18 protein-coding genes and 3 pseudogenes are annotated in these 22002 nt (G+C 73.2%); 14 read left to right on the forward strand and 7 right to left on the reverse strand.

Annotated features, from left to right (window positions below):
- The first annotated feature begins 110 nt into the window (after positions 1-110).
- The 6 genes and pseudogenes from AC3EUJ_RS21295 to AC3EUJ_RS21320 form a co-directional block, all read left to right on the forward strand.
- Positions 111-548 carry a hypothetical protein gene (locus tag AC3EUJ_RS21295; RefSeq protein WP_431963829.1) on the forward strand — a complete coding sequence of 146 codons (438 nt, stop codon included), beginning with the start codon at positions 111-113 and terminating at the stop codon, positions 546-548.
- Positions 549-605: 57 nt separating this feature from the next.
- The gene (locus AC3EUJ_RS21300; protein WP_431963666.1) at positions 606-944 is read left to right on the forward strand and encodes an ArsR/SmtB family transcription factor; all 339 of its coding nucleotides are present in this window, start codon (positions 606-608) and stop codon (positions 942-944) included.
- A 103-nt stretch (positions 945-1047) separates the two neighbouring features.
- Positions 1048-1575 carry a hypothetical protein gene (locus AC3EUJ_RS21305; RefSeq protein ID WP_431963668.1) on the forward strand — a complete coding sequence of 176 codons (528 nt, stop codon included), beginning with the start codon at positions 1048-1050 and terminating at the stop codon, positions 1573-1575.
- Positions 1576-1751: 176 nt separating this feature from the next.
- Entirely contained in the window at positions 1752-1946 is a 195-nt protein-coding gene (locus tag AC3EUJ_RS21310; protein ID WP_431963670.1) for a hypothetical protein, read from the forward strand.
- 33 nt (positions 1947-1979) lie between these two features.
- Positions 1980-2942, forward strand: a complete 963-nt coding sequence (locus tag AC3EUJ_RS21315) for an alpha/beta fold hydrolase (RefSeq protein WP_431963672.1) — start codon at positions 1980-1982, stop codon at positions 2940-2942.
- Between the two features lie 82 nt (positions 2943-3024).
- Positions 3025-3246 (forward strand): annotated as a pseudogene (locus tag AC3EUJ_RS21320) (MFS transporter); the annotation flags it as partial.
- Between the two features lie 97 nt (positions 3247-3343).
- Here the strand turns inward: AC3EUJ_RS21320 and AC3EUJ_RS21325 are convergent.
- Positions 3344-3988 (reverse strand): TetR/AcrR family transcriptional regulator, encoded by a 645-nt coding sequence (locus tag AC3EUJ_RS21325; RefSeq protein WP_431963674.1) that lies wholly within the window; start codon positions 3986-3988, stop codon positions 3344-3346.
- Positions 3985-4365 (reverse strand): cupin domain-containing protein, encoded by a 381-nt coding sequence (locus AC3EUJ_RS21330; RefSeq protein ID WP_431963830.1) that lies wholly within the window; start codon positions 4363-4365, stop codon positions 3985-3987. The genes AC3EUJ_RS21325 and AC3EUJ_RS21330 overlap by 4 nt, the downstream gene beginning before the upstream one ends.
- A 470-nt stretch (positions 4366-4835) precedes the next feature.
- Here AC3EUJ_RS21330 and aceE point away from each other — a divergent pair, with 470 nt between their 5' ends.
- Positions 4836-7529, forward strand: a complete 2694-nt coding sequence (gene aceE, locus AC3EUJ_RS21335; RefSeq protein WP_431963676.1) for a pyruvate dehydrogenase (acetyl-transferring), homodimeric type — start codon at positions 4836-4838, stop codon at positions 7527-7529.
- Positions 7530-7624: 95 nt separating this feature from the next.
- On the opposite strand, the pseudogene AC3EUJ_RS21340 reads toward aceE, so the two are convergent.
- Both AC3EUJ_RS21340 and AC3EUJ_RS21345 read right to left on the reverse strand, forming a co-directional pair.
- Positions 7625-10066: pseudogene (locus tag AC3EUJ_RS21340) on the reverse strand (ABC transporter permease); the annotation flags it as partial.
- Positions 10060-10797 carry an ABC transporter ATP-binding protein gene (locus tag AC3EUJ_RS21345; protein ID WP_431963678.1) on the reverse strand — a complete coding sequence of 246 codons (738 nt, stop codon included), beginning with the start codon at positions 10795-10797 and terminating at the stop codon, positions 10060-10062. The gene AC3EUJ_RS21345 and the pseudogene AC3EUJ_RS21340, both read right to left, overlap by 7 nt.
- 212 nt (positions 10798-11009) lie before the next feature.
- On the opposite strand from AC3EUJ_RS21345, the gene AC3EUJ_RS21350 reads away from it, so the two are divergent.
- Together AC3EUJ_RS21350 and AC3EUJ_RS21355 are read left to right on the forward strand one after the other, a co-directional pair.
- The gene (locus AC3EUJ_RS21350) at positions 11010-12299 is read left to right on the forward strand and encodes a sensor histidine kinase (protein ID WP_431963680.1); all 1290 of its coding nucleotides are present in this window, start codon (positions 11010-11012) and stop codon (positions 12297-12299) included.
- Positions 12299-12931, forward strand: a complete 633-nt coding sequence (locus AC3EUJ_RS21355) for a response regulator (RefSeq protein ID WP_431963832.1) — start codon at positions 12299-12301, stop codon at positions 12929-12931. Before AC3EUJ_RS21350 ends, AC3EUJ_RS21355 begins: the two co-directional genes overlap by 1 nt.
- 209 nt (positions 12932-13140) lie before the next feature.
- On the opposite strand, the gene AC3EUJ_RS21360 is transcribed toward AC3EUJ_RS21355, so the two are convergent.
- The 3 genes and pseudogenes from AC3EUJ_RS21360 to fdxA form a co-directional block, all read right to left on the reverse strand.
- Entirely contained in the window at positions 13141-15642 is a 2502-nt protein-coding gene (locus AC3EUJ_RS21360) for a SpoIIE family protein phosphatase (protein ID WP_431963682.1), read from the reverse strand.
- Between the two features lie 132 nt (positions 15643-15774).
- A complete protein-coding gene (locus AC3EUJ_RS21365) occupies positions 15775-16155 on the reverse strand; it encodes a GNAT family N-acetyltransferase (protein ID WP_431963684.1) in 381 nt (126 codons plus the stop codon).
- Positions 16156-16355: 200 nt separating this feature from the next.
- Positions 16356-16667, reverse strand: a pseudogene (gene fdxA / locus AC3EUJ_RS21370) (ferredoxin); the annotation flags it as partial.
- Between the two features lie 221 nt (positions 16668-16888).
- Between fdxA and AC3EUJ_RS21375 the strand changes: the two are divergent.
- From AC3EUJ_RS21375 to AC3EUJ_RS21395, 5 genes are all read left to right on the forward strand, one after another.
- Positions 16889-18121 (forward strand): NAD(P)/FAD-dependent oxidoreductase, encoded by a 1233-nt coding sequence (locus tag AC3EUJ_RS21375; RefSeq protein WP_431963686.1) that lies wholly within the window; start codon positions 16889-16891, stop codon positions 18119-18121.
- A 220-nt stretch (positions 18122-18341) separates the two neighbouring features.
- Complete coding sequence (locus tag AC3EUJ_RS21380; RefSeq protein WP_431963688.1) at positions 18342-20042, forward strand: L-aspartate oxidase; 1701 nt, start codon at positions 18342-18344, stop codon at positions 20040-20042.
- 179 nt (positions 20043-20221) lie between these two features.
- Complete coding sequence (locus AC3EUJ_RS21385; RefSeq protein WP_431963690.1) at positions 20222-20968, forward strand: SDR family oxidoreductase; 747 nt, start codon at positions 20222-20224, stop codon at positions 20966-20968.
- Positions 20969-21048: 80 nt separating this feature from the next.
- A complete protein-coding gene (locus tag AC3EUJ_RS21390) occupies positions 21049-21645 on the forward strand; it encodes a YceI family protein (RefSeq protein ID WP_431963692.1) in 597 nt (198 codons plus the stop codon).
- Positions 21645-21836 carry a hypothetical protein gene (locus AC3EUJ_RS21395; protein ID WP_431963694.1) on the forward strand — a complete coding sequence of 64 codons (192 nt, stop codon included), beginning with the start codon at positions 21645-21647 and terminating at the stop codon, positions 21834-21836. Before AC3EUJ_RS21390 ends, AC3EUJ_RS21395 begins: the two co-directional genes overlap by 1 nt.
- Positions 21837-22002 lie beyond the last annotated feature (166 nt).

Genomic DNA, 22002 nt, shown 5'->3' on the forward strand with positions numbered 1-22002 from the left:
CCCGCCTTCCTCCGGAGAGTGGGGACATCACACCCCTCGGCGCGTAAATTGGGATGCGAAAGGTGCCAATCCGTGTGAACACGGAACGCGCGGAGGTGAGGGGAACCCGCATGGCCTCGGTGACCCGTAAGGCGCGGAGCGTCGAGCACACCGCGGAGAGCCTCCAGGAGGACCTGCTCCGTCTCGAGGCCCAGAGGCAGGCCCTGGAGAGGGAACTCGCGGCGGTCGTGGCGCACCTCGGTTCGGTGCAGCGGGCCCTCGGCGCGCTCCAGGCGGTCATGCGCACCCCCGCGCCCGCCGCCGCTCCCCCGGACGCCGCGGCCCTCTCGCACACCGGCAGGACGTACGGGCGGCTGACCGAGCAGATCATGGACTTCTTCGAGCGGACCGGTGACACCGAGGTGCGTGCCCGAGACGTCGCCGCGGCCCTCGGCCGTGACGGCGACAGCGGCAGCATCAACGCCGTCCGGAGCACACTGGACCGCCTCGTGGGCGCCTCGCGTCTCGACCGCGCGGGCCGTGGCCTGTACCGGGCGCACCGGTCCTGAGGCCGCGTCCCCGGCCGGGGTTCCACATTCTTCGAACATTCGGGTTATCGTGGGCGTATGGCGGACCAGCATTCCCAGGAGGCGGGCGAGATGAGCCTGCCCCGCGTCCTTTCCGCGCTCAGCGATCCGACGCGGATCGGGATCGTGCGGGTGCTGGCCGACGGCAGGGAACGCGGCTGGGGCCAGCTGCGGGCGCCCGTCGCCAAGTCCACGTTGAGCCACCATCTGAAGATCCTGCGCGAGGCCGGCATCACCCGCACCCGCCAGGAGGGGACCCGCTGCTACGTCACGCTGCGTCGAGCCGAGCTGGACGAACGGTTCCCCGACCTGACCCGCGCCCTGCTCGCGGCGGCCGACGCCGAGGACGTCGGCGAGGTCACCGTGGTCGAGCCGTAGTGCGGGGCACTCCGTTGTTGTTCCGCGTAGTCACCGCGTGTGTTCGCCGTACTAATCTGTGTGCGCGGACATTGGTCCCCAGCGGCCGGGAATGAGAGGACACATGGTCTCAGCAGCGCACACGACCGAGGATCTCCAGGTCACGGCCGGAGCTCTGCAGGGAGAACTGCAGCGCCTCGAGCTGCAGAAACAGGCGCTCGAACGGGAGCTGGCGGCGGTGGTCGCCCACCTGGGATCGGTGCGCAGGGCTCTCGGCGCCCTCAGCCACCTGGCGGTCGAGTCTCCCACCGCGCTGGACGCGGGCGGCCAGGCCGAGGGGCGGCAGCCCGCCGTCATGGAGGAGGGTGTGGCCGAGGAGACCGGACACGCGGACGAGGACGGCGCCGATGGCGGCACCGCGGAGCGGGCCGCCGCTTCCGTGGCGGCCGGTTACGGCAGGCTCACCGAGCAGATCCTGGAGTACCTGGCCACCATGGGTGGGTCCGAGGTGCGGGCCCGAGACGTCGCCGCGGCCCTCGGCCGGGACGAGAACGCCGGCAGCATCAACGCGGTGCGCAGCACGCTCGACCGGCTGGTGGGCGCCTCCAGGGTCCAGCGCGCCGGGCGCGGCCTGTACCGGGCCGCCGTCTGACGACTCGGGATCGCGTGACACCGGCGGATCGCTGTCACAATCGGGCCGGCTGACCTGTCGAGAGTGTGCTTGACCGGCGCACCGCGCCGGGTGGGCGGCCGCGGGAGGGGGTTTCCCCTGCCCTCCTCCTGCGGCCGCTCCCGTCTCGACCGGCAGATCCGCCTGGAAGGGCAACCATGCACCCGAACACCGATGGCGTCCCCGACGTGCGGGCGATCGTGACGTCCCTGGCCGCCGAGGCCGCATCCCTGGAGGCGCGCGTCCGCCGGCTGCGCGAGGAGATCACCGAGGTGAACGCCCGGCTGGCGGCCGTGGACGACACCCTTCGCCGGCTGCCCGGCCTCGCTCTCCCGAACGTGATCGACGAATGAAGCACCCTGGCGCCTCGTCCGTAGACTGACACTGTGAAACAACCTGTGAAGAGTGTGAACGCTTCCGTCGTACCCGCCATCCTCCCCCGCCCCGCCGACGGCGCCGGCGGGCCGCTCGCCCCGGGCACGCACACGATCACCGTCGACCACGAGGGCGCCGCCGCGGCACAGCGGTACCACGTCGCGGGCTCCGGCGGCCCGGTGTGCGTGGCCCACTCGGGCGGACCTGGCATCGGCTGGGAGTACCTGCGCATGCCGCTCCTGGAGCGCGTGCTGACGATGGTGTACGTGGAGCCCGTCGGCACCGGCGCGTCCGGACGCCTGCCCGACCCGCGCGACTACACCCTGGCGACGTACACGCACTTCCTGAACGGTGTGATCGAGCACCTCGCGCAGCCCGAGGTGACGCTGCTCGGCCATTCGCACGGCGGCTTCGTCGCCCAGCAGTACGCGCTGGAGCACCCGGGGCGCCTCGACTCGCTGGTCCTGTACGACACTTCCCCGGTGACCGGCGAGGAGTTCTGGGCGTCCGCCGTGGCCAACATGGAGGGGTTCGCCCGCCGGCACGCCGCGGAGCACCCCGAGGTGGCCACCTACGCCGAGAAGCTGACCACGCCGCTCGGCCGGCTCGACGACGACGGCGCGACCGACTGCCTCCGGACGATCATGCCGGCCTACGTCGTCGACTACTGGGGGCGCGAGGATGAGTTCGGGCCCGCGCGCGGGTCGCTGCGCATGTACGCCGAACCCTCGCTCGGAGAGGGCCCCGCCTTCGACGTCCGGGAGCGGCTGTCCACTGTCACGGTGCCCACGCTGGTGCTGGTCGGTGCGGACGACTTCATCTGCGGACCGCGGTGGGCGCGGATGATCCACGAGCGGATCCCCGGTGCGCGGCTCGCCGTCCTCGAGGAGACGGGCCACCTGGCGCACGTCGAGCGCCCCGGGCAATTCACGCAGGTGGTGGCCGACTTCGCGCTGGAGCACGCCGGCCGGTAGCGGCCCGGGGGCGATGACCGCCCGGTACCGCTCTGCAAAGGTCTCTTCGCGGGACCCGCCACCGCCACGCAGTTCGCCGGCCGCCTGGGCCGGGATTCCGCTGGGCGGCCTGCTCGGCGGCGCCGCCGTGGCGGGCGTGGGTCTCGGACCGGTGCTGGTGGCCACGGGTGTCGTGTACTTCCTCACGACCAATCTGGCGGGTCTGCGCCCGGAATGGCGTGAGATGGACCGCCACCGCGGCAAAGGACGCGCCGGACCGGTCCGTCCGGCCGCCCCGTCGGACGCTCCCCGGTCGGCCGCGTAGGAAGCGTTGTTCCGGTCACCTGCCGATGCGCGCGTGACGTGGCCGCCCCCGGCCGGCGATCCGGCCGGGGGCGCGGGAGGGCGTGGCCGCGCCCGGTTCAGCGCCGGGGCAGGTGATACGGCTCGTGCGTCGCCCGCACAGCCGGTACGACCAGGCCGTCCACGTACTGCCGGACCAGGCGCGGGCACTTCTCCTCGGTGGCCCGCCAGGTGGTTCCCGGGAGCGGGCGGCCGAGCTGCGACACGATGGCGAGGACGTCCTCGGCGGTCACATCGTCACGCACCCGCCCCGCCCGCTGGGCGCGGGACAGCAGTCGCCACGTCGCGGCGACCACACGGGCCCGGGGTCCGGCACCCGCCGCCTGCCCGACCGCGGCCCCTTCGGGCAGGCAGTACAGGGCGGCGGGCCGCGCGGACGCCAGGGTCTCCAGGAAACCGCGAAGCGCGACCAGGGAATCGCTCGTGGACAGCCGCGCCTCGGCGGCCGCGGCCACGGCCGCGATCTCCTCGGCGACGTCGGTCAGCAGTTCCTCACGACTGCCGTAGTGGCGGTAGAGCGTCGCGTTGCTGACCCCGGCCTGACGGGCTATGCGGTCCAGCGACACGCCCGCGCCCTGTTCGGCGAGCAGGTCACCGGCGGCCGTGCGGATCCTGCGGCGGTTGCGCGCCGCGTCCGCGCGCAGTCCTCCGAAGCGCGCTCCGCACTCCCGCGGGGCTCCGCCGTCCCGCGCCGGAGCGGTCACCCGCCGGTCCGCGACGGGCGCGGGGCGCGCAGGTGGGCGCGCCGGGCCAGTTCCTCGTCCTCGACCAGGGTGAGCATCGGCTGCCCGGGCGCGCACAGCATGGTCACGACGAACCGGGTCCGCGCGTCCGTCAGGGCGTTGCCGTCCTGGTAGTGGATCACGTCGCCGCCCGGTTCCCAGAAGGTCTCACCGGCCCCCACGATCCGCTCCGGCTCGCCTTCGAGCTCGAACCGGACCGCGCCTTCGAGCACGTACCCGAAGGCCGGTCCCGAGTGGCGGTGGGGCGGGGTCCCCGGGTCGCCGGGTGGCCACTCGACGGCGATCGTCATCCCTGAGGCGCCCTCGGGGATGAAGGGCGGCTTGGCGTCCTGCAGCATCGTCACCGCCGTCTTCCAGACCTCCGACCGCGGCCGCTCGTTGCTGCTGCCCTGTGTCTCCTTGTCCGACACTGCGCTGCACCTCCATGGTTATGCCCGAATTGAGAGGAAATGACGATAGGCCGCCGTCTCGCGCGGCCGATGTAGCGGCATCGAGCGCCGGTGGCCGGCGTCGCCTCTTCCGGGCGGACGTAGCTGCTCCCTCATACGACCGGACAGCACCCGCTTGTGTGACGTCCCCCTCGTTCCCGCCCCACCGCTCGGAAGGGGCGCCCGCCGGTGGTGTCACAACGACGGCACCGGCGCGGTCACAGCAGGTGGAGTGGCCGGCCACGCCGTCACGAGGACACCGCAGGGGTCGCCGGCCCCCGCGGGCGAAAGGTCCACTCGCCCACCGCCGGCCGCCGTCCGCAGGTCCTCCCCCGCGCCGGCCGCCCGGCCTTCCCCCACGCCCCGACAGAAAGGCCGCCATGAGTGATCCGGCGCAGGCCGCGCAGTCCCCCTCGACCAGCCGGCCCGACCGGTTGCCCGACCGTGACGCCGAGGAGACCGCGGAATGGCGGGAGTCGCTCGACGCCGTCATCCGGCACGCCGGGCCCGACCGCGCCGCCTACCTGCTCAACCGCGTCCACGAGTACGCCACGGCGTCCGGGGTGCCGGTCCCGGGGCTGCTGTCCACGGAACCCGTCAACACCGTCCCCGCCGCCGCTCAGCCGGACTTCCCGGGCGACCTCGCCATGGAGTCCCGGATCACCGCGCTCAACCGGTGGAACGCGGCGGCCATGGTCACCCGTGCCTCCCGTCTGGGTCTCGGGGGCCACATAGCGACGTACGCGTCGGCGGCCTGGCTCTACGAGGTCGGCTTCAACCACTTCTTCCTGGGCAAGGAGGGCCCCGGGGGAGGTTCCGGCGACCAGCTGTACGTGCAGGGGCACGCGTCTCCCGGCATCTACGCCCGCGCGTTCCTGGAGGGGCGGCTGGGCGAGGGGCAACTGGACGGCTACCGCCGCGAGGCCGACGGCCACGGTCTGCCGTCCTACCCGCACCCCCGGCGGCTGCCGTGGCTGTGGGAGTTCCCCACGGTCTCCATGGGGCTGGGCCCGCTCGCGGCCGTCCACCAGGCCAGGTTCAACCGCTATCTGCACGCCCGGGGCATCAAGGACACCTCCGGGTCGCGCGTGTGGGCGTTCCTCGGGGACGGCGAGGTGGACGAGCCCGAGTCGCTGGCCGCGCTGGCGCTCGCCGCGCGCGAGGGTCTGGACAACCTGACCTTCGTCGTCAACTGCAACCTGCAGCGCCTGGACGGGCCGGTGCGGTCGAACTCCAGCATCGTGCGGGAACTCGAGGGCCGGTTCCGCGGCGCGGGCTGGCACGTGGTGAAGTCCCTGTGGGGCGCGGCCTGGGACCCGGTGCTGGCGCAGGACGCCGAGGGGGCGCTGGTGCGGCGGCTCGGCGAGGTGCCCGACGCGCAGATGCAGACGTACGCGGCGCGGGACGCGGCGTACGTACGCGAGCACTTCTTCACCGGCGAGGCTCTGTCCCGCATCGCGGCCGGCCTGACCGACAGCCGGATCACCGAGCTGTTCACCGAGTCGCGGGGCGGTCACGAGCCGCTGAAGGTGTACGCGGCCTACCGAGCCGCCGCGGAGCACCGGGGCGCGCCGACCGTCGTCCTCGCCCAGACCGTCAAGGGGCACACCCTGGGCGCGGACTTCGAGTCGCGCAACGCCAACCACCAGATGAAGAAGCTGACGATGGCGCAGTTCCGCCGGATGCGCGACACGCTGGAACTGCCCATCCCGGACAGCGCGCTGAGCGGCGACCTGGTGCCCTACTGGCACCCCGGCGAGGACTCCGAGGAGGTGCGGTACCTGCGGGAGCGGCGGGGCGCCCCGGGCGGTCCGGCGCCGGTGCGGAAGGTGATCGCCAAGCCGCTGAAGCAGCCGCCCGCGGACGCCTTCGAGGCCCTGCGGAAGGGTTTCGGCAAGCAGGAGGTCGCCACCACCATGGCGCTCGTGCGGCTGGTCAAGGACCTGATGCGCGACCCGGACACAGGGCGGCGCTGGGTGCCGATCGTCCCCGACGAGGCGCGGACGTTCGGCATGGAGTCCCTCTTCCCGTCGGCCGGGATCTACTCGCCCGACGGCCAGACCTACGAGCCGGTCGACGCCGGCCAGTTGCTGCACTATCGCGAGGCCGAGAACGGGCAGCTGATCGACGAGGGGATCACCGAGGCCGGGTCGCTGGCGGAGTTCACGGCCGCCGCGACCTCGTACGCCACGCACGGCGAACCCATGATCCCGTTCTACATCTTCTACGCGATGTTCGGTTTCCAGCGGACGGGCGACCAGTTCTGGGCCCTGGCCGACCAGTTGGGGCGCGGCTTCGTCGTCGGCGCGACCGCGGGCCGGACGACGATGACGGGCGAGGGCCTGCAGCACGCCGACGGGCACTCGCACCTGCTGGCGTCCACCAACCCCGCCGCCGTGAGCTACGACCCCGCGTTCGCCTTCGAGATCGCGGTGATCGTCAGGGAGGGGCTGCGGCGGATGTACGGCGACCGGTCCGAGGACATCTTCTACTACCTGACGGTCTACAACGAGTCGAAGCGGCAGCCGGCCATGCCCGAGGGGCCGTCGGTCGAGGAGGGGATCCTGCGGGGCATCTACCGCTTCCGGCAGGCGGCGGATCCCGCTGCCGGGCCGCGGATCCAGCTGCTGGCCTCCGGCACCGCGATCCACTGGGCGCTGGAGGCTCAGGAGCTCCTCGCGTCCGAGTGGGGGGTACGGGCCGACGTCTGGTCGGTGACCTCCTGGACGGAGCTGCGCCGCGACGCGCTCGACGCCGACCGGCAGCGGCTGAGCGGTGAGGAGCGCGTCCCGTACGTGACGTCGGCGCTGTCGGGAGCGCCCGGGCCCGTCCTGGCGGTCAGCGACTGGATGCGGCAGGTGCCCGACCAGATCAGCCAGTGGGTCGAACAGGACTACTCGTCCCTCGGCACGGACGGCTTCGGCCTGTCGGACACCCGGGAGGCGGTGCGCCGCTACTTCCGGGTGGACGCCGGGTCGATCGTGGTGGCCGCCCTGGACCGGTTGGCGCGCACCGGAGCGGTCACCCCGCGGACGGTGGAACAGGCCCGCCGCCGATACGGCTGGCAGGACTGACGCGCCCACCGGGGGCGCGGACGTCTCCGTGCCCCCTCGGGCCCTCGGCGTGAACGTCGCCGAGGGCCCGCCCGGCGCGGGATCACTGCGGCTGTCCCGGCCAGTGCCGCCGCACGGCCCCGCGGGGCCGCGGCTGCCGGGACGACCGAGGCGACGACCGCGAGCACCGCGCATGCGCCCACGGCCGCGCCGACGGCCGTCCACGGCAGTTCGACAGGGCTGCTCACCGACAGCAGGGCCAGCGCGCACCGCATTCCGGCGAGGTTGACCGCGGCGACGGCCAGGCCCAGGAGCGCGCCGACCGCGACCACCGCCAGGGACTCGGCGCCGACCAGTCGCAGCACCTGGCGTTCCGTGGCCCCGGCCAGCCTCAGCACGGCCAGCTCGCGGACCCGGTCGGAGGTGGCCATCACCATGGTGTTGACCAGGGAGATGGCGGTGTAGAGCAGCGCGATGCCGAGGACGAGCAGGAGGCCGAGCCGGGTCGTGCGGTCGCTCTTCGGCCGCGCGGCGGCGAGCCACTCCTCCCTGGTGAGCACCCGGCCGCCGGCGGGCTCCACCGCCTCGCGCAGCGCGACGGCCACCGCGCCCAGGTCGGCGCCGTCCGCCAGGGCGACGTCCACCCGGTCGACGGGGGCGCCCGGGGCGTTGGCGGGGGTGACGTAGACGCCGTTGCCGCCCGTGCCGGTGGCCATCACCGCCGCGATGCGCAGCGTTCTGCTCGCGCCGTTTCCCAGCCATACCCGGACGCTCTGCCCGACGGAGTGCCGTTCCCATTCCTCGTTGACGACGATCGACCCGTCGTCGAGGTCGGTGACCTTGCCCGCGACGAGCGGCAGTGAGGTGGTGGCGGCCAGGGCCCCGGGGTCGGCGGCGTGCGCCTCGGATCTGATCAGTGCCGGACCGTCCTCCAGGGCGTACACCTGGCTCGACGCGCTCGGTGACACCTTTGTCCCGGCGATGCCGCGCAGCCGTTCCAGGGTCCGGGTGCCGAAACCCGTGCCGCCCGGTGCGGTGACCACGTAGGCGGCGGTGGTCCGTTCGCGCGCCTGCCCGGCCTCGGCCGCGTCGAGGGTGGCGCCTGCGCCGAGCAGCGAGCCCGTGAGGGCGACCATCACCAGTACGGGCGAGGCGACCGCGGCGGTACGGCGCACACTCGCCGCGGCGTTCTCACCCACGAGCATGCCGGCCGCGCCGGGCAACCGGCCGAGAGCCCGGGCGAGCATCCGGGTCAGCGGGCGCAGCAGGACGGGTGCGAGCAGCGCGGCAGCGGTGATCAGCAGCATCGGCCTGCTCACGTACGTCTTGCGGTGCAGCAGGTCGCCGGGGTCCCCGGCCAGCGAGAGGCCGAGGGTCACCACCGCGGTCAGCAGCAGCCCGGCGCCGGCCAGCCGACGGCCCCAGGTCATCGCCCCGCTGTCCACGGCGGCTTCGCGCAGCGCCTGCGCGGGGCCGGTGCGGCCGGCCCGCCACGAGGCCGCGGCAGCTCCGCCGAGGGCGACGAGCAGACCCGTCCAGAAGGCCACGTGGTAGGGCCAGGTGTGGTCACCGACGGTGAACCAGCCCGGTGCCAGTCCGCCGTCGACCACCGACGCGGCCAGCCACGGCGCGGCGTACCCGCCGAGCGCGCAGCCCGCCGCCGAGGCGAGGACGCCGACCAGCAGGGCCTCGGCCAGCACCATCCGGCGGAGCTGCCACGGGGTGGCGCCCGCGGTGCGCAGCAGCCCGAACTCGCGGCGGCGCTGGGCGACCGCGAAGGCGAACGTGGACGCCACGACGAACACCGACACGAAGGCGGCGACGCCGCCGGCGGTGCCGAACAGGGCGTTCAGCGCGGTCACCGCCTCGGCGTCCCGGCCCGGGTCGGCGTCGGCGTACCTGCGGTCGTTGCCGGTGAGGACCCGGGCGCCACTGCCGCGGACGGTGTCCCGCACCGCCGAGGCGTCCGCGTCGACCCCCAACTGCGTGCTGACGGGGCACAGCCGGGCGGCGCGCGCGTCGGTGTAGAACACGGCGTGCTCGAACCCGCGGTCCGCCACGGTGCCCACGACGCGGACGGTGCCCCGGTCGGTACGGACGCGCTCGCCCGGCGCGGCCCAGCCGCCGGTCACGACGACCTCGTCGGCGGCACGGGGCCCGCGTCCCGCGGTGAGCCCGTACGAGGCGAGTGCGGCCGTGGACCAGGGGTGCCCGACGAGGCCACCCGGTCCGCCCTCGGCGCGTACGGGGAAGGCACGGTCCTCGACGACCCTGCCGAGCGCCCGCAGCCCGGCCACGGTCGCGGCGGGCACGGCACGCGGCCGGGCGAGCGGCTGCGTCCGCTCGCCCTTGGTCGTGGGCACGCGCAGGGTGTCCTGACCGCGGACCACGACGGGCGCCGCCGCGAAGCGCTCAGGCCCGCGCTCGGGCGCGTCCTGGGTGGAGGCGAGGACCAGGCCCATGACGGCCAGCAGTGCGACCCCCAGCGACAGCGCGACGAAGCTGCCGGCGAGGGCGACCCAGCGGGTGCGCAGGGTGTGCAGGGCGACGGTCAGCACGGCACGCCCTCCAGCCCGGTCATGCGCGCCGCGATGTCGTCGGCGCCCGCCCCGGCCAGTTCGCCGTTGACGCGGCCGTCGACAAGGAACACGACACGGTCGGCGTAGGAGGCGGCCACCGGGTCGTGGGTGACCATCACGACGGTCTGGCCCTCGCGGTCGACCATGCCGCGCAGCAGGGTCAGCACCTCGCGGCTGGTCCGGGAGTCCAGGGCGCCGGTCGGTTCGTCGCCGAACAGCACCTCGGGGCGGGTGATCAGCGCGCGGGCCAGGGCGACGCGCTGCTGCTGTCCACCGGACATCTGCGACGGCCGGTGCCCGGCCCGGTCGCCGAGGCCGACCTGCCGTAGCACCTCGCGGACCCGTGCCCGGGAGGGCCGGCGGCCGGCCAGTCGCAGGGGCAGGGCGGCGTTCTGCTCGGCGGTCAGCGACGGCAGCAGGTTGAACGCCTGGAAGACGAAGCCGATGCGGTCGCGGCGCAGCAGGGTCAGCCGGGTCTCGCCGAGCGTGGTCAGGTCGGTGTCGCCGAGCAGGACCGATCCCGAAGTGGGCCGGTCCAGGCCCGCGGCGCACTGCAGCAGGGTGGACTTGCCCGAGCCGGAGGGCCCCATGACGGCGGTGAAGGAGCCCCTGGGGAAGGCGAGGGAGACCTCGTCCAGGGCTGTCACGGCGTTGTCGCCGCAGCCGTGCCGCCTGGTGACGGAGCACAATCGGATGGCGTCGTCGTTCATCTGTCCCCACTCGTTCGGTGCCGTTTCTCCCCCGCGCCCGGCGGGGCGGAGCGCTCCGGGACGCGGCGCATCCCGGACGACTCCACGAAATCCCGTGAGGCGGCCCCGGCGCAGTGGGGCAGGGGCGAGAGTCGGGGTAGGGCCAGGCATACCCCCGGTCCTCCCCCTGGGCGGATGGTCCGGGCCCGCGCCGGGGTCCTACGGTGATCCGCATGCATCCCAGGAATGTGTGGCAGGCGTTGTCCGGACGCGGCTTCCTGCTGTCCGCGTGGCCGTGGCGCTCGCTGGCGTACCTGCTGACCGGGGTGGTCGCGGGCGCCGTCACCCTCGTGGGGATCGTGACCGCGGCGGCCGCCGGGGCGGCCCTCACCGTCGTCCTGGTGGGCCTGCCGCTGCTCGTCCTCACCGCGCTCGCGGGTCTTCCCGTCGCGCTGCTGGAGCGGGCCCGCCTGCGCCTGGTCGACGGGGATCCCGCGCCGGGGCTTCATGTGCCGCCCGTCAGGGGAGGGCTGTGGGTCTGGCTGACCACCCGGCTGCGGGAGCGGGCGACCTGGCGGGAGCTCGGTCACGCCCTGCTGTTCGCGGGCCTGCTGTGGCCGGTGGACGCCCTGGTCGTCACCGTCGCGCTGGCGGTGCCGCTCTCCCTGGCCGCCACTCCGGTGCTGATGGCCACCGTCGGGAAGGGCCACGAGGCGAAGGTGCTCAAGCAGTGGACGGTCACCACCTGGCCGGCGGCGTGGGGCACGGCCGTCCTGGGGCTGCTGCTGCTCGTGCTCGGCGCCTACGTCCTGGGCGTCGCCGCGGGCGCCCGGGCCGGGCTCACCCGGCTCCTCATCGCTCCTCACCACCGCGACCCGGGCGCCCGCATCCTCGAACTCGCCCGCTCCCGCGTGCGACTGGTGGACGCGTTCGAGGCGGAGCGGCGCAGGATCGAGCGGGACCTGCACGACGGGGCGCAGCAACGCCTGGTCGCGCTGACCGTGGCCCTGGGGCTGGCCCGCCTGGACGCGCCGCCCGGCCCCCTGGCCGACCAGCTCGCCAAGGCCCACGAGGAGGCGGGCAGGGCGCTGGAGGAACTGCGCGAACTCATCCACGGCATCCACCCAAGGGTCCTGGCCGACTACGGCCTGGCGGCGGCCGTCGCCGACGCCGCCGACCGCTCGGCCGTCCCCGTCGACGTGCATCTGGACCTGCCGGGGCGGCTGCCCCGGGCGGTCGAGGCCGCCGCGTACTTCGTGGTCCGTGAGGCTCTCGCCAACGTGGCCCGGCACAGCGCCGCCGACCGTGCGGAGGTGAACGGCGGGCACCGGGACGGGCGGCTCTTCCTGCAGGTGCGCGACGACGGCCGGGGCGGCGCCGAGCCCGGGGCGGGCAGCGGGCTGACCGGGCTCGCCGACCGGGTGTCGGTGCTGGATGGCAGACTCTCCCTGTCCAGCCCCGTGGGCGGACCGACCCTGCTGCGTGTGGAGATTCCTTGCGAGTGGACCGAGCGCTCCGCGTAGTGCTGGCCGAGGACAGCGTGCTGCTGCGGGACGGGCTGACCGGCCTGCTCGAGCGCTGCGGGCACCGGGTCGTGGCCGCCGTGGGCGACGCCGGCGCGCTGGTCGCGGCCGTCGACGAGCACTCCCCCGACGTGGTGGTGACCGATGTCCGCATGCCGCCCGGTTTCCAGGACGAGGGTCTGCGGGCCGCGGTGCGGCTGCGCCGGGAACGGCCCGCCCTGCCCGTCCTCGTCCTCAGCCAGTACGTGCAGCGCGCCTACGCCGCCGACCTGCTGGACTCCGGCGACGGAACGGGCCTCGGCTACCTGCTGAAGGACCGGGTCGGCCAGGTCGAGGAGTTCGTCGAGGCGCTGTGCGAGGTCGCGGCCGGCGGTACGGTCGTCGACCCCGAGGTCGTACGGCAGTTGCTGCGCCACCGCCGCGACCCGCTGGAGCGGCTCACCCCGCGCGAGCGGGAGGTGCTGGCGCTCGTCGCGGAGGGGAGGTCGAACGGCGCGATCGCCCGCCAACTGGTCGTCTCCGAGGCGGCCGTCGGCAAGCACATCGGCAGCATCCTCACCAAGCTCGATCTCCCCCCGGCCGACGAGACCCACCGCCGGGTCCTGGCCGTGCTGGCCTACCTGCGGGCCTGAGCACCGGGACGGGCAGACCCGTCGTCAGGCTCCGGCCGGCTCAGCCGCGGCGCGTGGCGGCGGGCGCCGGGGTGGTGAGGATCAGGGCTGGGGTGAGGGCGGTGGCCGCGACGAACAGGGCTGCGCGGGTTGGCCTCATGGGTGTGTCGCCTCCGGGGTCGAGCTGTCCGTCCCCGGATTCTCACCGCCTCGCGTCACCGCGATCACCTTCAGGCGTCGGCGGACTTCGCCGCCCGGTGGTTGCCGTGACGGCCGGTACCCGCGCGCGCGGAGGCCAGGTCCAGTTCGGCCCAGACGACCTTGCCGTCGGCCGCCGAACGGGACCCCCAGCGGCGGGAGAGCTGGCCGACCAGGAAGAGGCCGCGGCCGTTCTCGTCCATGTTGCGCGCGCCGCGCATGCGCGGTGCGCAGTGTTCGGCGTCGAAGACCTCGCAGGTGAGGACCTGGTGCTGGATCAGGCGCAGGCCGATCGGGCCGGCGCCGTGGCGGACGGCGTTGGTGACCAGTTCGCTGACGATCAGCCGCACGGAGTGCTCGAGCCCGCCCAGGCTCCACGCGTCCAGTTGACCGGCCGCCAGCTGCCGGGCGCGGCGGACGGCGCTCTCGTCGGCGGGCAGCGTCCAGGAGGCGACCTGGGCCGCGTTGAGCGACCGGGTCCGTACCAGGAGCAGAGTGACGTCGTCCGAGGGTGCCTGCGCCGGAAAGCTCGCCGTCGCACGCGTGCAGAGCTCCTCCAGGGACCGCCCCGGTTCGGCGAGGGCGGCGCCCAGGCGGTACATCCCGTCCTCGATGTCGCCGTCGCGGCTCTCGATCAGGCCGTCGGTGTAGAGGGCGACGAGGCTTCCCTCGGGCAGTTCCAGTTCCACCTCCTCGAAGGGATCCCCGAGGCCGATTCCCAGCGGCGCTCCGGTGGGGAGCTCGGGGAAGGTGACCCGGCCCTCGTCGTCGACGATGGCGGGCGGGGGATGCCCGGCCCGGGCCATGGTGCACACGCGGGTGGCCGGGTCGTAGACGGCGTACAGGCAGGTGGCGCCCACGACGGCGGGCGTCTGGTCCGTGGGGTCGGCGTCCTCCTCGACCAGTCGCTGGACGGTGTCGTCGAGGCGGGCCAGCAGTTCGGCGGGAGGCAGTTCCATGTCGGCCAGCGTGCGCACGGCGGCGCGGAGCGTGCCCATGGTCGCGGCGGCGTGCAGACCGTGACCGACCACGTCCCCGACGACGAGGGCGACCCGGGCGCCGGAAAGCGGGATGACGTCGAACCAGTCGCCGCCCACGCCGTGGTCCATGTCTGCGGGCAGGTAGCGCGAGGCGGTCTCGACGGCCGTGCCGCCCTTCAGGCGGCGCGGGAGCAGGTTGCGCTGGAGGGTGAGGGCCGCGGTGTGCTCGCGCGCGTACTGGCGCGCGTTGTCCAGTGCCACCGCGGCGCGCGCGACGAGTTCCTCGGCCAGCAGCAGGTCGACCTCCTGGAACGGCTCCGGGTCCTCGGTGCGGATGAACAGGGCCACGCCCAGCAGGGCACGCCGGGCGCGGATCGGGACGACCATCAGCGAGTGGACGCCGTTCCTGCGGATCCTCGCGGCCAGGGTCGGGTCGTCGTCGATCCAGATCCCCGGAGCGGTGTCCAGGATCGGCTCCAGGTGGGACCTGCCCGTGCTCAGGACGGCGGCGAACGGTGAGCGGGGCGGCACGGGGACCGGCTCGCCGCGCACCCACGCGGATTCCGGGACACCGTGGTGGATCGAGGCCAGACCGGCACGTCGCAGCACGGGAAAGCGCCTACCCGCCGGGTCGACGCGCGCCGCCGGCCCCTCGCTGAAGGGCACCGACTGCTCCAGGTCCACGGCGACGTAGTCGGCGAGCAGAGGCACGGCGAGGTCGGCCAGTTCCTGGCTGGTCTGCATCACGTCCAGGGTGCTGCCGAGCCGCGCACTGGCCTCGCCCACGGCTGCCAGGCGCTCACGCGCCAGCCTGCTCTCGACGACGTCGGCGCTGATGACGCACACACCGAGGGATGTGCCGTCGGCTCCCTGCAGGCAGTGGAACGACGCCGCGAACGGGTGCTTCCGGCCCTTGCTCACCGGCAGCCACGTCCGGTATTCGTGCACCTTGGTGGTGCCGCTCTTCAGCACCTGCCGCATCACCGCTTCGAGCGCGCCGGCCTTGGGCCCGGCCAGCACGTCGACGAACCGCCGTCCCAGTCGCCGGTCGCACGGGACTCCGTCGTGTTCCTCCATCACCTCGTTGACGAAGACGCAGCGCAGCTGCTGGTCACGGATGACGACTCCGATGGGCGCGCGGGCGAGGAGTGGCCCCCATGCCGACCCGCTCATCGCGTCCCCGGGCAGCGCGCCGGTGTCGGTCAGGGTCGCGAGCCAGCGCGTCGCCCCGTCCTGCCCCTGCAGCATCGTGATCCGCAGGCAGACCTCGATCACACGGCCGTCCCGGTGGGACACCGCCGCCGTGCCCGGCCAGCCGTTCCGGGCACGGCACTGTTTGACGAAGGCCGACATCGACGGAGCCTCCCCGAAGGACGGCAGCACAAGTACGGCGGGCAGGCCGACCACGTCCCCGGCGGTGTATCCGACCAGGCTCTCCGCGGCCGGCGTCCAGGCGGCCACGGTCCCCCGCTCGTCGAAGACCGCGAACGCCGAGTCGGATATCCCGGGCGTGTTCACATGCTTACCAAGTGCCACCGCATCTGTGCAGGTCATAGAAGTCCCGTCCTCAGGCAGGCCGGGCGAAATGCCCGATTTGCTTCTTCCGGGGTTCTGACAGGACAACGTCCGGATCTGTGACAGCGCCGCACTCGTCACAGCCCCAGGCGCCGCACGCGGCGCCTGTCATCACACGTCGGCGGGAACCCCCGCGGACGCTATGTCGCCGGTCTGCGCCCAGACGGTCGTCGCGCCGTCCTCGTGCACGGTGCGGATCGGCACTGAGGTGTGCGACAGGATGGCGGAGATCCTCCCGTCACCGGGCAGGACGAGGCCGTAGACCTCCTTCCACCCGGCACTGACGGCCCGGTGCCCCAGGTCGCGCAGAAGGCGGCTGCCGAGCCCGCTGTTCTGCCAGGCGTCCTCCACGAGCAGGGCCGCCTCCGCGTTCCCCCGGTCGGGCATCAGGTGCCCCACGGCCACGATGTCGCCTGCCGGTTTCTGTACGCCCAGGTGCACGGCCCCCGGCTTGGCCAGCAGGGCGCTCAGGTAGGACCGGGGATCGCCCATCGCCCTGTGGTAGCGGTTCCACAGGGTATCGGCCGAACATCTGAGGTGCATGGCCACGGCGCGTTCGAGGTCCTGGGGACCGAGTTCCACGACTCGGGGCCCGTCCCCCCGGGCCGTCACAGCGGGAACCACAGGCCGGCCTCCTCGGCCTCCTCCTTGCCGATGGCGAAGACAGCGATGTCCTTCTTGCGGGCTCCGCCCTGCGGAGGCAACCCCGCCACCAAGGGGTGGTCCCCGTCGCCGACCAGCGGCCTGCCGTGTCCGCCGGAGCCCGAAACGGACTCAAAGTACTCGGCGTTGACCTCCGTGTACCGCGCCCACTCCTGAGGGAGGTCGTCCTCGTGGAAGATCGCCTCGACCGGGCACACCGGCTCGCACGCCCGGCAGTCCACGCATTCGGCGGGGTTGATGTAGAGCGTCCGGCCGCCCTCGTAGATGCAGTCCACCGGGCACTCGGCGACGCAGGCCCGGTCCTTGACGTCGATGCAGGGCTGCGCGATGACGTAGGTCACCTTCTGCTCCTTGGCCGCGGCGGGGACGACGACCGGCGGTCGGCTGCCCCGGGCGTCCTTCGGTCAGCGGTATGACCGGAACTGCCCTGACGTTGTGACAACGACGCCTGCCGGGCGGCCGGGCGACACGACGGCTGTGTCACACAACGGGGTGTCCCGCGGTCAGATGGTTGACTCTCCGTACATGGTTCGCAGCATGCGACATCGAGATGAGGTGCATCGTGTCCCCTGAGAACACGTTCGTGATCGTCGGAGGCGGTCTGGCCGCGGGCAAGGCGGCGGAAGCGCTGCGGGAGAACGGCTACGACGGCCGGCTCGTCCTCATCGGCGACGAACAGGACAGGCCCTACACTCGCCCGCCACTGTCCAAGGGCTATCTGCTCGGCAAGGAGACACGCGACTCGATCTTCGTCCACCCCGACGACTGGTACGACAAACACGAGGTCGACCTGCGGCTGGGCACGACGGTGACCGGGCTCGACGCGGGGGCCAAGGAGGTGGAGCTCGACGGCGGGCGCCGCATGCCGTACACGAAGCTGCTCCTGGCCACCGGCTCCACCCCGCGCCGCCTGCCCGTCCCCGGGGCGGACCTGGACAACGTGCTCTATCTGCGCCGCGTGGGCGACAGCGAGCGGCTCAAGGCCGCGTTCACCGCGGGCGCCCGGATCGTCGTCATCGGCGGCGGGTGGATCGGCCTGGAGACCGCCGCGGCCGCCAGGCAGGCCGGGGCGGAGGTGACGGTTCTGGAGGCCGAGGAACTGCCGCTGCTCAGGGTCCTCGGGCGCGAGGCCGCCCAGGTGTTCGCGACCCTGCACACCGACCACGGCGTGGTCCTGCGGCACGGCGTGCAGGTGGAGCGCATCACCGGCGGCGACGGCCGCGCCGACGGCGTGCGGCTCGCCGACGGAACCCACCTCCCCGCGGACGCCGTGGTCGTGGGCGTCGGCATCACCCCGAACGTACAGCTCGCCGAGGGCGCCGGCCTGGAGGTGCGGAACGGCATCGTCACCGACGCGCACCTGCGAACCTCCGCGCCGGACGTCTTCGCCGCGGGTGATGTCGCCAACGCCTACCACCCGTTCCTCGACCGTCACATCCGCGTCGAGCACTGGGCCAACGCGCTGAACCAGCCGGCCACGGCAGCGCAGGGCATGCTCGGCAAGGACGCCGTCTACGACCGGCTGCCGTACTTCTACACCGACCAGTACGACCTCGGCATGGAGTACACCGGATACGTGGAGCCCGGGGGCTACGACCGCGTCGTCTTCCGCGGGGACAAGGCGGCTCGGGAGTTCGTCGCCTTCTGGATGTCGGGCAACCGCATCCTGGCCGGCATGAACGTCAACGTGTGGGACGTCATCGAGCCGGTCCGCGACCTGATCACCTCGCGCGCCGCGATCGACGACGCGCGCCTCGCGGACCCGGACGTGCCACTGGACCGCGTCACCGCCTGACGGCCCGGCCGCACGCGCGTGGGACGAGCGTGGGACGACCGGACGACCCGGTCGTCCGACGGTCTTCTCCGTTCCCTGTCTGCCCCTTCCGCCCCGTCACGCGGTCACCGGAAGGAGGGCGGACGGTGTGTCACAGATGGCTTGATCGCGCGGTCGTACTGAATGACAACCAAGGCGATCGGAGCGGACCGTGGCCCTCACTGAACAACACATTTCCACCATGGTGCTGGTGATCGGCACCGGAGGCGCAGGACTGCGAGCGGCGATCGAACTGGCGGAGGCCGGTGTCGACGTCCTCGCGGTCGGTAAGCGGCCCAAGGACGACGCCCACACCGCGCTGGCCGCCGGGGGCATCAACGCCGCGCTCGCCACCATGGACCCCGAGGACAGCTGGCAGCAGCACGCCGCGGACACGCTCAAGGAGAGCTACCTGCTGGCCGACCCCCGCACCGTGGAGATCGTCACCCAGGGCGCGGCCCTGGGCATCGACGACCTGGAGCGGTACGGCATGGCCTTCGCCAGGGAGGAGGACGGCCGGATCTCGCAGCGCTTCTTCGGCGCGCACAAGTACCGCCGCACCGCCTTCGCCGGCGACTACACCGGTCTGGAGATCCAGCGCACCCTCGTCCGGCGGGCCGAGCAGCTCGGCATCCCGGTGCTCGACGGGGTCTACATCACCCGCATCCTGGAACACGACGGCGCCGTGTTCGGCGCGTACGGCTTCGACCTCACGGACGGCAGGCGCTACCTCATCCACGCCGACGCCGTCATCCTCGCGGCCGGCGGCCACACCCGGATCTGGCGGCGCACCTCCTCCCGGCGCGACGAGAACACCGGTGACTCGTTCCGCCTGGCCGTGGAGGCGGGCGCGCGGCTGCGCGACGCCGAGCTCGTCCAGTTCCACCCCTCCGGCATCATCGAGCCGGAGAACGCGGCCGGCACCCTCGTCAGCGAGGCGGCCCGCGGTGAGGGCGGCATCCTGCGCAACGCGCTCGGCGAGCGGTTCATGAGCCGCTACGACCCCGAGCGGATGGAGCTGTCCACCCGTGACCGCGTGGCCCTCGCCTCGTACACGGAGATCAAGGAGGGCCGCGGCACCCCCAAGGGCGCCGTGTGGCTGGACGTCTCCCACCTGCCGCGGCAGACCATCATGAAGCGGCTGCCCCGGGTCTACCAGACGCTGCTGGACCTGCAGATGCTGGACATCACCCGCGACCCGATCGAGATCGCGCCGACGGCGCACTACTCGATGGGCGGCGTCTGGGTGCGGCCCGAGGACCACAGCACCGACGTCGGCGGCCTGTACGCGATCGGCGAGGCCTCCAGCGGTCTGCACGGCGCGAACCGCCTCGGTGGCAACAGCCTCATCGAGCTCCTGGTCTTCGGCCGCATCACCGGTCAGGCGGCCGCCGCCTACTCGCTGGGACTGACCTCGCAGCCGCGCTCGGCGGCCGCGGTGGCACAGGCCCGCGCCGAGGTCGACGACCTCCTGGCGGCGGACGGGCCGGAGAACGTCCGCGCCCTGCAGCGCGCCATCCGCAACACCATGACCGAGCACGCGGGCGTCGTCCGCGACGAGCAGGGCCTGCGCGCGGGCCTGGCGGAACTCGACGTCATCGAGAAGCGGATGGAGTCCGTCGGTGTCCACCCCGACATCGCCGGCTTCCAGGACCTCGCGCACGCGTTCGACCTGAAGTCCGCGGCCCTGGCGGCGCGCGCCACGCTGGAATCGGCGCTGGAGCGGCGGGAGACCCGCGGCTGCCACAACCGCAGCGACTATCCCGAATCGGACCCCGCGCTGCAGGTCAACCTCGTCTGGTCGCCGAAGACCGGCGTCACCCGCGAGAGCATCCCGGCCATCCCCGAGGAGATCGCCGCCCTGATGCAGGATGTCTCCACCGAGGGCAAGCTCGTCGAGTAGCGCCCCTCCGCACCTTGCGAGAAAACGGGGCCCGCCACGCGGGGTCCCCGTCACGCAGGGCCCCTGTCACAAACCGCTCCGCCGCCCGGTCTTCCCTGCGAACACACACGGGCCGGTGCCGGTGGGCGGCTGACCGCACCGTGCGCCCCGCGCACGAGAACACCCGAGAGGACTCCATCATGAAGGTCGTAGTCATCGGCGGAACCGGGCTGATCGGCTCGAAGGTCGTCAGCAAGCTCAACGCGGACGGGCACGAGGCCGTCGCGGCCTCCCCCAACACGGGCGTCAACGCCCTCACGGGCGAGGGCCTCGCCGAGGTCCTCCAAGGCGCCCAGGTCGTGGTCGACGTCTCGAACTCGCCCGCGTGGGAGGACGAGGCCGTGATGAACTTCTTCCGCACCTGCACCAGCAACCTCGTGAAGGCGAACGCCGAAGCCGGCGTCACCCACTACGTCGCGCTCTCCATCGTCGGCACCGACCGGCTCCCGGACAACGGCTACTTCCGCGCCAAGCTGGCCCAGGAGGAGCTGATCAAGGCATCGGGCCTGCCCTACTCCATCGTCCACGCCACGCAGTTCTTCGAGTTCGCGAACGGCATCGCGGACGCGGCGACCGAGGGCGACACGGTGCGCATCCCGCCCGTCAAGTTCCAGCCCATCTACTCCGACGACGTGGCCACGGCCGTCGCCCGCACCGCGGTCGGCACGCCTCTGAACGGCGTGCTGGAGATCGCCGGCCCTGACGTGTTCCGGTTCGACGAGCTGATCCGTGACGTGCTGACCGCGCAGAACGACCCCCGCAAGGTCGTCACGGACCCGCACGGCCGGTACTACGGGTCCGAGCTGCAGGAGGACTCCCTCGTCCCCGGCCCCGGGGCGCAGCTCGCCGCGACCCGCTTCGCCGACTGGTTCGCCCAGCAGCGGTAACCCCCGCGGGTGGCCCCTGCCCCCCACCAGGGGCCACCGCAGCCTCCCGCGACCCACCCGCACGAACAGGTCTCCCCACCATGCCCAGTAATCGCGCGGTAAGCACCGTCCCCGGAGCCCGTCCGCGGGAAGAACCGACCGGCGCGTACGTCATCGACCCGGTCCACAGCGCGGTCGGCTTCTCCGTCCGCCACGGGATGGTCAGCAACGTGCGGGGCCGATTCACGGCGTTCGAGGGGTTCCTCCGGCTCGACGCGCTCCGGCCGGCCCGTTCCGAGGCCCACGTGAGCGTGCAGACCGGCAGCCTGGTCACGGGCGTCCGGGCGCGCGACTACCACCTCACCGGCCCCGACTTCCTGGACTCGGCGTCGTTCCCCCTCATGGTCTTCCGCTCCACCGCGGTCGTCCCCCTGGGAGAGGACCGCTTCCGCATGACGGGAAACCTCCGGCTCAAGGACGTCGAACTGCCCCTGCACCTCGACCTCGAACACGGCGGCACCACCCGCGACGCCGACGGGCGGCGGCGGATCGGCTTCGAGGGCTCGGCCACCCTCCGGCGTTCCGACTGGGGCCTCGACTGGAACGTCCTCCTGCGGAGCGGGGGCGTACTGCTCGGCGACAAGGTGCGGCTCGGACTCAGCGTCTCCGCGCTGCGACTCGGACCGGAGGCCCCGTGATGACCCGACCGACCGGCCACCGACGCGACGTCTCGGCCACCGCCCTGACCCTCACCGCCCAGGCCGTCGCCCTGGAACTGCGCGTCATCGAACTGCGCCGCGAACTCGCGGACGTCGCCGACCGCATGACCGCCGTCGCCGAGGCCCTCCACGACCTCCTCCCGCAGCAGGACGCGCGCGAGCAACCCTGAGGACCGAGGGGCCGCCCGTCACGGTCGGAGGCGGTTCTGCCGGGGGCCGAAGCAGACCGGCCCCATCGAGTCCGCGAGCGCCGCGGCATGGGCGGACGCCTCCTCCTCCAGGACGGTGATCGGGCCGCCCGGCACCACAGGCCAACTCCCGCTTCGATCCAGCAGC

The organism is Actinacidiphila sp. bgisy160 (assembly GCF_057707815.1).